This is a genomic window from Bradyrhizobium sp. Crot121 (genome assembly GCF_059512385.1).
Genome location: NZ_JCAMOR010000135.1, coordinates 1 through 10561 on the forward strand (window position 1 = coordinate 1; position 10561 = coordinate 10561).

Sequence of the window (10561 nt, forward strand, 5' to 3'; positions counted from 1 at the left end):
AACCGCACGAAATTACTTCGCTGTCGTCGCTATCGCCGCAACTCTGCTCTGGCTAACATAACTGTCCACGCGACCTAAGCGACCGACCAGAACACAATTGCGTGACGGTTCGAGGAGCCGCCATTTATCTGTTAATTCACTGCTCATGATGAACAGCGGCGAGTTGCGGCAATCACCGGAGAACGGGAACTTCGACGCTGAAACCGTCACGTTCGGCCCTTTTAGACTGATACCAAGCCAGCGCAAATTGGAGAAAGATGGCGTGGCGGTCGCTCTCGGGGCACGCGCCTTTGATATTCTGCTCGCATTGCTCGAGCGCCCGCAGCAGGTAATTACAAAAAGGGAGCTTTTCGATCGCGTTTGGCCCGGCGTGCACGTGGACGAAAGCAGCTTGCGGGTGCACGTCAGTGCCTTGAGGAAGGCACTCGAAGGGGATGGGTCGAACGTAAAATATATCACCAACGTGTCAGGGCGAGGTTACTGCTTCGCATTTGCGGTGACCGCGATGGCAGCCGCGCCCGTTTCGGTCAACAGCGAACCGTTCCGGTCTCGGTTGCCCGTCATGCCGGCTGAAATCGTCGGCCGAGAAAGCGCGATCAAGGCGATCGCATCCCAACTGATTGCACAGCGCTTCGTGTCGATCGTTGGGTCCGGCGGCGTCGGCAAGACGACAACTGCAATATCGGTGGCGCATTCGCTTTCCGACACCTTCGCGGATGGCGTCTGTTTCGTCGATCTAGGTTTGCTCGGCGATCCGCAGTCTGTGGCGTTTGCGGTCGCGTCATCGACCAATGTTTCCACGAAGTCGAGTGATCTGCTCGAGTCTCTGTTGGCAGCGCTAAGCCGGAAGCGGACCCTAATCGTCCTCGACGGTTGCGAGCACGTCGCCGAAGCCGCGGCGGGACTTGCCGAAGCAATCTTGCGGCGCTGCCCGGACGTCCACCTTTTGGCGACGAGCCGCGAATCCTTGAGGGCGGATGGCGAATGCGTTCACCGCCTGCAGCCCCTTGAATGCCCCCCTGACGTTTCGGGCATGACCGCCACCGAGTTGCTTGAGTACCCTGCCGCTCGCCTCTTTGTCGGGCGACTAAGCACACGTGGAGTGGCACCGGACATCGCCGAGTCGGACGTTCCGACTATCGCCGCCATATGCCGCCGGCTGGATGGTATCGCGCTTGCCTTGGAACTCGTCGCCGGGCGTGTCGACGCCTTCGGAATCACAGGCATCGCCAGCCTATTGGACAGCGATATGGCCCTACACCTTTCGGGGAAACGGACGGCTGTCCCGAGGCATAGAACCCTTAGCGCAACGATCGACTGGAGCTATAGGCTTCTTGCGGAGAACGAGCGGGTGGTCCTCCGGCGTCTGTCGGTCTTCACGGGGCCGTTCTCGTTCGAGGCGGCCCGACGCGTCGTCATCGATGCGAATGCCGCCGCTGCGAACGGATTGCTCGAGGAATTCTCTGCGCTAGTGGCCAAATCGTTGATAGCGGTGGTCGTGAACGGTTCCGATCTGCGGTATCGCCTGCTCGACACCACGCGCGCGCGGCTGCGTCATCATTTGATCGAAAGTGGAGAGGCCCACGAAATCGCCGTTCGCCACGCCGATTATTATTGCGATCGCATCGAAAAACTCTCTTCCCGAACCCACTCATCGTCAGTCTATGACGTTGATCGGGAGGAAGCCGTTTCGAACATCAGGACAGCACTCGAATTCGCGTTTTCATCGGACGAAGCGTCTGTCGACAAACTCCGGATCGCCGCGAGCGCTACCCGCCTGTTCCTCGATATGTCCTTGTTGATAGAATGCCGCGAATGGGCCGAACGAGGAGTCACTATCGCCGCGGCCGAGAGCAAGCCCAGCCGGTACGCACTGGAGCTCTGGACGGCACTCGCGCTGTCGCGCATGTTCACTGACGGAGAGAAATCGGCGACACATAGTGCTTTGATGAAGGCCCTCGATTTGTCCGAGGCCGTCAACGACACAAGCTACAAGCTCCGGATTCTCAGCGGTCTCCAGCTTTTCTCGGCCCGAGTTGGCGACTTTCAAAGCGCATTGACGCAGGCAGCAAAGTTTCATTCAGCCACTGAAAAGCTGGCCGACCCCGGGTACATGTCGTTGTCGGAGGCGATGCTTGGTGCGGCATATCATCTGGCCGGCGATCAAGCGAAGGCGCAAGTTCACTGCGAGGCTGCATATGGAATCACGCGCTCTCAAGACCCAAAACTGCTGCAATACGGGTACGATAACTATACCCGCGGTCTCGGTACGCTTGCCCGCGTCTACTGGCTTCGAGGTTCGGCCTCGAAAGCCGTTTCGGTGGCGCATGAAGCCGTGAACCAAGGCCGGAAAATAGGTCATCCGGTCACTCTTTGCATGTCGTTGATGTTTTCGGCATGGGTCTTCCACTGGGCGGGCGATCACGACGTGGCGTGGCAGATCACAGATGAATTGCAAGCCCAAAGCGAAAGGAACTCGCTGATCCCATTCCTTGCCGCTGCTCGAGGGTTGGCGGGTAGGTTGCTAACGGCAGACGGCGATAAAGACGGAGGCATCGCGTGCATGCGAGAGGGCCTGGAGCACCTCCGCGGTCATCGTCACCAACTGATGGCCACCACGGTCGCGACTGGCCTGGCCGAGGCCTTGGTGGCCGGCGGAGAGAATAGCGAAGCCTTAGCGATCATCGATTCTGTTCTCAAGCAAGACGCAGAAGGGGGAGGTTCTTGGTACACGCCTGAAATTCTTCGAGTAAGAGGAATCGCGCTCGCTGCTCTTGGCAGAGCAAGATATGCCGATGCGATAGACAGCCTCGCAAAATCACTGGCATTGGCACGTACCCACTCGTCGCTTACTTTTGAACTCCGCGCTGCCATCGACAGGACCTGCCTCGATGAGCGATACTCCGGTGAGTTCGACCGGGCGCTCCTCGAAGGCGTGTGCGATCGTTTCCTCGATGCGAGCCCGATCCCTGACCTTACGCTCGCACGATCGCTGCTGGCCGAAAGAGCGCAAAAGGCGGCCGCTGGCGGGAACGGTCCGACTGCGCGGCGGTAACGCGCACCTCGCTTGACGTTCGCATGAGCGTCGAGGGGGCGGACGGGCAGAATGAAAAGTTGCGCCCGACACACCCGTGAAGATTCGCGAAGAGTTGTGAAGATGATGGGTACCTTGCTTGAAGGCGACCTTTCGGGCCGTCACAGTAGGGTCACGACGACTGAAGCGCGACCAGGTTGCCCACGTTGGCTATCCGCTCTTGAGTGTGCCGCAACAGGGAGGAGTGGAATGAGCCTGCTAGAGCAGGTCTTGTCGGCGTCTGGCGGCGCCGACCGGTGGCGCAACCTGCGTGGGTTTACCGTTCATATGACGATGAGCGGTTTGCTTGTCGAACAAAAACATCAAGAAAGCTCATTGAAGGAAGTGGTGGTCGAGGCTGACATCCGCGAGCGTTCGGTCCGTATTATGGGCTTTGATGCGACTAATGATCGTCTCTTCTGTGATCAGAGAAAGGTCGGCATCGAAAACGAGGACGGTCAAGCGATCCGGGTCGAGCGCCGTTCTTTCGACGACTGGAGGAGACGCGCTTCGAATGGATCTTGGGATGTCCTGGATCTCACTCAGTTCTGCGGATATTCCGTGTGGGCCCTTGTAGCTATGCCCTACCTTCTGGAAACAGCGGCGTCGATACGCGAGGGGGATCCACCATCCGTCAACGGTCGCTCACAGCCACTTCGCCTGATGCACGTCGAGTTTTCCGAAACGTCCTCAATTTATCCGCTCCAACAGAAGTTATTTTTCGATGCAGAAGGACGTTTGGTTCGGCTGGACTACGACGCGCTGGAACTCGGAGGAAGACCGGTATCGCAATTTGTAAGTGCTTACCAGGAGTTCTCGGGCTACATCATCCCAACGTTACGACGTTTGAGGCCCATCGGGCCGGAAGCTGGTTTGACGAGACCGCCGGTGCTCGATATCGAAATTTTTGATCTCAATTGCCGATCCGATTGACTTGTCGTGCGACGTAGGCACCGTGTCTGAAAAAGGCCGAACTTGTCGATCTCGAAAGACTGGTTCCACGCCGATCGAGATGGTACCATTCGTTGGTACATTCCGGCGCCGACGGAAAAGTCCTTATTTCTAGGCACTTTGGTGGGTTTGAGGGAGTCCATCCTAGCCAGTTCTTACGGCAGCAAGGCCCCAGCGGTGAGATCCGCGCGCTGAATGGGCGATGATCGAAACCTGAGCGCGGGAGAGGCAGTCCTCTTCGGAACTCGTCGACCAAGCCGCCGGCATTTCGGTTTGGCCCACGCCGCCGCGCCAGAGCGATCTTATCTCGATCGGTTCTTGGAAGACGATGCCGCCCTTTGCAGGAGATTGTTTCTCTTTCCCCGCTGAATCGTTCCGACCTCTTGTTCATCAAAACCAAGATAGCCACGCTTCTCCAGATATCGTGGTTCAGCACGCGGACGCACGTGGCCTCGTTGATGGCTTGATCTGGCCGAAGACCGGCTTCGCCTCGATCGTCTGAGCCGCAACGCCGTTGATGCGACTTTCTTCCCCTGGGCTTCGCCCATTCCTCGCGAGACAAGAAAGTCGCCACAACGGCGTCCTCCGCTGCGCTCCGGCCCGAGCGGGTGCGTCGCCGATCGTCCTCGGCCCTAGATCGCCATCGAGGCCGCGGTGGTCGTGGGCTCGAAACACAACAGGAGAAGTGACATGGCTAACATCGGTTCTTTCAAGAAGGTCGGCAACGAATTCCAGGGCGAGATCGTCACCCTGAGCCTGAAGGCCAAGGGCGTCCGCATCGTCGCCGAGACCAACCGTTCCAATGACAACGCCCCCAGCCACCGCATCTATGTGGGCCGGGCGGAGATCGGCGCAGCCTGGTCGAAGCGTTCCGAGGAAGGCCGCGACTACCTCTCGCTCAAGCTCGACGATCCTTCCTTCAACGCGCCGATCTACGCGAACCTGTTCGACGACGAAGGCGGTGAAGGCTACACCCTGCTCTGGTCGCGGCCGCGCAAGACCGGCGAGTAGGCCACTCCATCAAGCCCCGTCCGGTCTGCCGGGCGGGGCTTCTGATCCTTCCAGGCATCAGTGACCGCAAACCGGCCGCCGGATCGAGCGGCTCGACATCAATCACTCGGCCTGTCCCCGAGTCTTCTTCTTGGCGCTTGTGGGCGGGCGAGTGAGCAGGTCGGCGGCCTCGACACCCAGGCTGCGCGCGAGCCGATCGACAACGTCGATACCCGCTGCGTAAACGCTTCGTTCGAGAGCGCTGATATAAGTGCGGTCAATTTCAGCACGATGAGCCAATTCCTCCTGTGACAAACCACGGGCCTGCCGGAGCTTCCGCAAATTGATTGCAAGTATCTCGCGTATATCCATACGCGAGAGGGCATGTCCTTGAAGAGTATTTCACCACGGAGTATTCTCGACAAAACATCCTCCGGACGGCTCCCGCGACAGTTTTAGCGCTTCTGCTCCTTCCGGCCCGTGTGTTAGAAATTGTCTAATCTAAGGCGTGGAGTCTTATGAGGAAGCCGCCGCTCGACCCAGACGTCGCCGATGCTGCGCCTGCAGATCAAATTCTCACTGCCTACGATGAGCGGCATGTGGTGACCTACATGCGCCTTCTGCAGGCCGAAAGCCAAGGGGCTGACTGGATGGAAGTCGCTCGAATCGTGCTGCATATCGACCCGGTGCGGGAGCCGGACCGTGCGCGAAGCGCATATCAGAGTCATCTTGCGCGCGCCAAATGGGTGACGGAGCAAGGACGCCTCTTACGTGGCGCAGGCTCGAAATAGAAGAAATTCGTCCGCAACGACTTGCAGCCAGAACTATTTTCTTTTGCTGATGGGTGGTCATTTTGGCGCACCACGTGGTGCCAAACTAGGGGCTTCCTACAACCGCTTCGTTCATAACTATTGCGCCGCAATCGTTGTTAGCTGCGTGTAATGGGGCGGAAGCAATGCCTGAATTCGACTGGCGGTCGCCGGAATCCTACAAGAGCCTACAAGACGCCGAAATCACCGACATCGCCTGGGAATGTCTCCGCCGCAACGCCGACTATCGGCGTGAGTACGAGGTGATGATTGCCAACAGTCCGAACGGCGAAGTGACAGACGAATTCAGGAGGAGGTGGGGCCTCTGCTTTCGCCCATGACCCGCAGAGGTCCTTTCACGAGCAGACGATCTTTTGGGCGCCTGAGGTTCTAGCGGCGGTCGTTCCGGTCAAGATCGTAATGGCCGACGACGGGAGGGCGCCGTCCCAGCCACTGCTCGACCTTACAGCTGGCCAGGTGCGCCGCGCTGTCGACGGCTGGCATGCCGTGCTGCGCATCGGTGCGGTGGACCACCGCATTTGGTCCAAAGACGCGCCAGTGCTTGGCGTGTCATATTCAGCCGAATTGCCGTTTGACGGCGATTTCGAAGCGCGCGCGTATGCAGCCCGCCGGCTGTGGCGCGCGATGAATGGACGCGCGCCAAGTCCTGCCTTTCACCAATTATCCAAACAGCGGCGCGAACGTCTGAGCACCGCGATCCGTGCGCTCGATGCTCGCAGCGCCGGCGGCAGCTATCGCGTTATCGCCGAAGCGCTCTTCGGCAAAAAGCGAATCCCCGATCGTGCCTGGAAGACGCATGATCTGCGCAATCGAACGGTCCGCCTGGTGCAAGGCGGCGTCGCGTTGATGCGCGGGGGTTACCGCAAACTTCTGCGGCCTGGGCGAAGGGACGAGTAGCGCAGGCCCGGAGGGGTGCCGAAAACCGCCCCCTCCATATTCGGCATCCCCCTCCGAGATCCTGCTTCTCCATGATGACCGCACACACGCCGGCCTAGCCAAGCGTGGTGCGCTGTCCTCCTGGAGTTCTCAAATGCCCGATCCGATGGCCGGTCTTCCCCCGCGATTCCTGCGTACACCTGAGGCCGCGCGTTACCTTGGCTTGTCCGGTCGCACGCTGGAGAAGCATCGCACATACGGCACCGGGCCGACATATCGGAAGATTGGCGGACGGGTCGTCTACGCCGTCGATGACCTGAAAGCGTGGGCCGACCTCGGCGCCAAGACGTCGACGTCTGACCCCGGCAAGGGGACCGTGCTGCCGGCCAAAAAGCATCCCGCGCTGCGCCCGTATGCGGGTCAGGAACGTCGCTGATCGCCGTGCGAGAGCAATGACAATGCGGCGCAAACACCATTCCGAGCGCGATCAGCTTGAGCTCTTTCGGGCGCTGCCTGGCGATCTTGCGCCTCGCGATGCGCAGGATCTCATGGCGTATCCGTTCTTCTCCCTCGCAAAGACCAAGCGGATCGTGCCGATCGATTTCCGTGCAGGCGCGATCGCAATTCGCGTCGAAGCCGTGCCGGAACACGGCATGGCGACCATCTGGGATGCAGATGTTCTGATCTGGGCCGCTTCACAGATCGTCGAAGCACGCGACGCCGGCTTGAAGACTTCACGCCTCATGGCTGCAACGCCTTACGAGATTTTGACGTTCGTCGGCCGCGGCACCAGCGCACGCGACTATGACCGCCTGAAGGCTGGTCTTGACAGACTTCAGTCAACGACCGTGCTGACGTCGATCCGACAGCCGACAGAACGGCGACGGCATCGTTTTTCCTGGATCAACGAGTGGAAGGAGACGGCCGATGCAAACGGTCGGCCATTTGGGATCGAGCTGATCCTGCCGGATTGGTTCTATGCCGGCGTCATCGATGATGCACTCGTGCTGACGATCGACCGCGCTTATTTCGAGCTCACGGGCGGGCTTGAACGCTGGCTTTATCGGCTCGTGCGCAAGCACGGTGGTCGGCAGGACGGCGGCTGGAGTTTTGATCTTGTGCACCTCCATGCCAAGTCCGGCATCATCTCGCCGCTCAAACATTTTGCTTACGACGTCCGCCAGATCGTCCAGTGCCAGACATTGCCTGGCTATCAGCTCGTGCTCACGCGAGACCGGAACGGCAGCGAGCGACTGAACTTCGCACCCACACCTGTTGATCCCTTAACGGCCCGCTTGCGCCGTCGCGGTCTCGTTCCAAATTCGGAGGACAACCTGTGAATCAGCTCGTGCTATCGGGGACCGCAATCCTCGTGCTATCGGGGACCCGATCCTCGTGCTATCGGGGACCGGAATCGGGCTTAAGAGCTTGTTTTTCCGTGCTTTCCAGCCGCTCTAACTTTACTAACAGGAAATCCTTCGGATTTCTTCTAACGGAGCAGGCCGCAAGCCGCATTGGCGGCGCTTGGCAACGGCAGTCCGACAGTCCAGCCTGCCTTTGCAGGCCATGCACACTCTCCGCCGAGCCCCACGCTCACGGTTGCCAGCTCCAGCGTCAGGGAGCCGCCGCATGAGCGATCTCACGGAAGTGGAAGTGTTGTGGCTCGAGAAGCGCATCGAAAACCGCATTCGGTTCGGTCGTATCGCCAACGAACGCAAGCTTGATCGCCATCGGCGCGTCCTGTCATTCGCGCCAGGCAGCATCTTTGCCTTCGTCCGGTGGACCTCCAACGACTTTGGCACAATCATTTCGCGCATCGACATCTTGCGCGCGGTCGCGCCTGGACAGCGCTGCTCGACCGTCCCCTATGTGACGCCCGGCGGAGAGATTTTGCTGCGTCTGTCCGGCTGGCCGAAGGTCGAGCGAGTGCTGCAGATGGTCGACGCCATTGAGGCCCTCGACATTGATCCGGCTGATGTTGCGCCCGATCATTGGCACCACGTTCATAACCGTCTGTCCGTCAACGAAAACCCGCGCTCATACACGAAAGCCCGCCACCAGGCCTGGCTTCACCGGCAGAGGGTCATGCGATGACGGGCCGCCCAATGATGCTGGCCTTGACGACTGGGGTCGCTGCCGCGCTCATCGCGACGATCGTCCTGGAGCCGCTTCCGCTTTACATCTGGAACGCATCCGCGAGCGTGCCGATCGGTCTCTACCGCCTCCGACCGGCGGACCAATTCCAGATCACTGAATTGGTCGCCGTGCAGCCGCCGGAGCCCCTCGCGACCTTCCTCGATTTGAACGGCTATCTGCCCATCGGCGTCCCCATGCTGAAGCGCGTGCTCGCCCTTCCGGGGCAGATTGTTTGCAGAACCGGCCTCACGATTTCGGTCGACGAGATTGCAATGGGCGAGGCGCGGGACCGCGACGGACGCGGCCGGCCGCTGCCGAAATGGCAGGGCTGCCGCGTCGTCCGTGACGGCGAGCTGTTTCTGATGAACTGGCAGTCGGACGACTCTCTTGATGGCCGGTATTTTGGAGTCTTGCCTACGTCGGCAGTGATCGGCCGTGCGCTGCCCGTGTGGACGTGGGAGGAGTGATCGTGCGTGTTCCACGCTCTTACTCCGCCGTTCCTCTGTTCGATCGATCGCGGGACCATTCCTCCGTCCCGACCAACGCTTGCAGGGCCGACGCGCGCCGCGGCAGTCAAGGGCGGCCGCATGGCCGGCGCGAAGCGGCTTTACCCTGGACGGGCGCGAGCACGACGGCATGCTTGGCTCGGTCGGGCGTGCGTGTTTGGGCTGTCGTGTCGCTGCTGCTTGTTTTCGCTGCGTCGGACGGTGCTGCTCTAGCCGAGAGTGGATCGGCATTAGCTCAAACGGTCGCTAAGGCAGGCAACCCGTTTGCAGCTTTCGTCGACGAAGCCTCGCGGCGTTTTAGAATTCCGATGAACTGGATCGGGTCGGTCATCAATGTCGAAAGCGCTGGTGACGTGCACGCCAGATCACCACAAGGCGCAATGGGCCTGATGCAAATCATGCCGGCGACTTGGGCGGAACTTCGCGAGCGCTACAATCTCGGGAACGACCCCTACGACCCGCACGACAACATTCTGGCGGGCACGGCTTACTTGCGCGAACTGCTCGATCGGTATGGTTCGCCGGGCGTGTTTGCCGCGTACAACGCGGGACCAGCTCGCTATGAAGAACATCTCGCAGGCGGCTCTTTGCCAGACGAGACGCGAGCATACGTCGCAAAGCTTGCAAATCTGCTTGCCATCGAACTGCCGCCGAGATGGACGTCCGGCGAACAGTCATCAGCAGCTCCGACGCTATTCGTCCCGCGATCCGATCTCATGAAAACGCGCGATCGGTCGCTGGCGCTCATGCCGTCGAGCGGTGTCACGGCTGCAATCTCGGCGCCCGACGTTTCGCCCATGGTTCCCCGGCCAATTGGCGTGTTCGTCCCTCGATCGGATTCGGGAGCATCGCAATGATCAAGTGTGCGGGTTCGCAAACTTTGGCGTGCTTCAACGAGCAGGTGGTACGTGCTGATGGCGTATGGGCGATGCCTTCGGCCCGCGCTCTACTCGTCGCTTCGCTCCTCACCGAGCCACCCTTCGGGTGTCTCGGCCCTTCGGGTAACGATCGCTATCGCAAGTACTCGGAAGCAGTCGGGGCTTCGCGAGCTGGCTGCCAGGTCGCGGCGGCTCTTTCGGGATCCGGCGACTGGGAGACCACGACGACCACGACCACCACGACGTATGCGTCCACCTGCTGCAGGTTAGTCAGGTCTTGACATGATTGTTCGATCTCCAGGCCCAGGGCAGCAGTTCGTC

General features: G+C 60.2%; 13 protein-coding genes. 11 read left to right on the forward strand and 2 right to left on the reverse strand.

The features are described 5' to 3' along the window. Nucleotides 1–97: 97 nt before the first annotated feature. The 3 genes from AC5ZGW_RS43815 to AC5ZGW_RS43825 all read left to right on the forward strand — a co-directional run bounded on the left by AC5ZGW_RS43815 (nucleotide 98) and on the right by AC5ZGW_RS43825 (nucleotide 5035). Complete coding sequence (locus AC5ZGW_RS43815) at nucleotides 98–3055, forward strand: ATP-binding protein (RefSeq protein WP_130230445.1); 2958 nt, start codon at nucleotides 98–100, stop codon at nucleotides 3053–3055. Nucleotides 3056–3283: 228 nt separating this feature from the next. Further along, nucleotides 3284–4006, forward strand: a complete 723-nt coding sequence (locus AC5ZGW_RS43820) for a hypothetical protein (protein WP_130230443.1) — start codon at nucleotides 3284–3286, stop codon at nucleotides 4004–4006. A 708-nt stretch (nucleotides 4007–4714) separates the two neighbouring features. Next, nucleotides 4715–5035: a DUF736 domain-containing protein gene (locus AC5ZGW_RS43825; RefSeq protein WP_006018714.1), complete on the forward strand. Its 321-nt coding sequence runs from the start codon at nucleotides 4715–4717 to the stop codon at nucleotides 5033–5035. A 102-nt stretch (nucleotides 5036–5137) separates the two neighbouring features. Here the strand turns inward: AC5ZGW_RS43825 and AC5ZGW_RS43830 are convergent, their stop codons facing one another. Further along, nucleotides 5138–5386 (reverse strand): helix-turn-helix domain-containing protein, encoded by a 249-nt coding sequence (locus AC5ZGW_RS43830; protein WP_126259268.1) that lies wholly within the window; start codon nucleotides 5384–5386, stop codon nucleotides 5138–5140. A gap of 146 nt (nucleotides 5387–5532) precedes the next feature. Between AC5ZGW_RS43830 and AC5ZGW_RS43835 the strand changes: the two genes are divergently transcribed. The 8 genes from AC5ZGW_RS43835 (at nucleotide 5533) to AC5ZGW_RS43870 (ending at nucleotide 10219) form a co-directional block, all read left to right on the forward strand. After that, nucleotides 5533–5805 (forward strand): DUF2285 domain-containing protein, encoded by a 273-nt coding sequence (locus AC5ZGW_RS43835; RefSeq protein WP_130230441.1) that lies wholly within the window; start codon nucleotides 5533–5535, stop codon nucleotides 5803–5805. 164 nt (nucleotides 5806–5969) lie between these two features. Beyond that, complete coding sequence (locus tag AC5ZGW_RS43840) at nucleotides 5970–6164, forward strand: transcriptional regulator domain-containing protein (protein ID WP_130230439.1); 195 nt, start codon at nucleotides 5970–5972, stop codon at nucleotides 6162–6164. A 79-nt stretch (nucleotides 6165–6243) separates the two neighbouring features. Further along, complete coding sequence (locus AC5ZGW_RS43845) at nucleotides 6244–6741, forward strand: DUF2285 domain-containing protein (protein ID WP_130230437.1); 498 nt, start codon at nucleotides 6244–6246, stop codon at nucleotides 6739–6741. A 133-nt stretch (nucleotides 6742–6874) separates the two neighbouring features. Then, on the forward strand, nucleotides 6875–7156 hold the full coding sequence (locus tag AC5ZGW_RS43850) for a helix-turn-helix transcriptional regulator (RefSeq protein WP_036006809.1): 282 nt from the start codon (nucleotides 6875–6877) through the stop codon (nucleotides 7154–7156). A gap of 22 nt (nucleotides 7157–7178) precedes the next feature. Continuing rightward, a complete protein-coding gene (locus AC5ZGW_RS43855; protein ID WP_130230435.1) occupies nucleotides 7179–8060 on the forward strand; it encodes a replication initiator protein A in 882 nt (293 codons plus the stop codon). A 289-nt stretch (nucleotides 8061–8349) separates the two neighbouring features. After that, a complete protein-coding gene (locus tag AC5ZGW_RS43860) occupies nucleotides 8350–8814 on the forward strand; it encodes a DUF2840 domain-containing protein (RefSeq protein ID WP_130230433.1) in 465 nt (154 codons plus the stop codon). Next, a complete protein-coding gene (locus AC5ZGW_RS43865; RefSeq protein ID WP_130230431.1) occupies nucleotides 8811–9323 on the forward strand; it encodes a S26 family signal peptidase in 513 nt (170 codons plus the stop codon). Before AC5ZGW_RS43860 ends, AC5ZGW_RS43865 begins: the two co-directional genes overlap by 4 nt. Nucleotides 9324–9529: 206 nt before the next feature. Then, nucleotides 9530–10219: a lytic transglycosylase domain-containing protein gene (locus AC5ZGW_RS43870; protein ID WP_349645132.1), complete on the forward strand. Its 690-nt coding sequence runs from the start codon at nucleotides 9530–9532 to the stop codon at nucleotides 10217–10219. Nucleotides 10220–10373: 154 nt separating this feature from the next. Here the strand turns inward: AC5ZGW_RS43870 and AC5ZGW_RS43875 are convergent. Beyond that, on the reverse strand, nucleotides 10374–10561 hold a 188-nt coding region (locus tag AC5ZGW_RS43875), incomplete at its 5' end, for a hypothetical protein (RefSeq protein ID WP_496114117.1).

Excerpts from the sequence above, each read along its gene's own strand:
- AC5ZGW_RS43820 (WP_130230443.1), top strand. The coding sequence starts at position 3,284 with ATGAGCCTGCTAGAGCAGGTCTTGTCGGCGTCTGGCGGCGCCGACCGG.
- AC5ZGW_RS43825 (WP_006018714.1), top strand. The coding sequence starts at position 4,715 with ATGGCTAACATCGGTTCTTTCAAGAAGGTCGGCAACGAATTCCAGGGC.
- AC5ZGW_RS43830 (WP_126259268.1), bottom strand. The coding sequence starts at position 5,386 with ATGGATATACGCGAGATACTTGCAATCAATTTGCGGAAGCTCCGGCAG.
- AC5ZGW_RS43835 (WP_130230441.1), top strand. The coding sequence starts at position 5,533 with ATGAGGAAGCCGCCGCTCGACCCAGACGTCGCCGATGCTGCGCCTGCA.
- AC5ZGW_RS43840 (WP_130230439.1), top strand. The coding sequence starts at position 5,970 with ATGCCTGAATTCGACTGGCGGTCGCCGGAATCCTACAAGAGCCTACAA.
- AC5ZGW_RS43845 (WP_130230437.1), top strand. The coding sequence starts at position 6,244 with ATGGCCGACGACGGGAGGGCGCCGTCCCAGCCACTGCTCGACCTTACA.
- AC5ZGW_RS43850 (WP_036006809.1), top strand. The coding sequence starts at position 6,875 with ATGCCCGATCCGATGGCCGGTCTTCCCCCGCGATTCCTGCGTACACCT.
- AC5ZGW_RS43855 (WP_130230435.1), top strand. The coding sequence starts at position 7,179 with ATGCGGCGCAAACACCATTCCGAGCGCGATCAGCTTGAGCTCTTTCGG.
- AC5ZGW_RS43860 (WP_130230433.1), top strand. The coding sequence starts at position 8,350 with ATGAGCGATCTCACGGAAGTGGAAGTGTTGTGGCTCGAGAAGCGCATC.
- AC5ZGW_RS43865 (WP_130230431.1), top strand. The coding sequence starts at position 8,811 with ATGACGGGCCGCCCAATGATGCTGGCCTTGACGACTGGGGTCGCTGCC.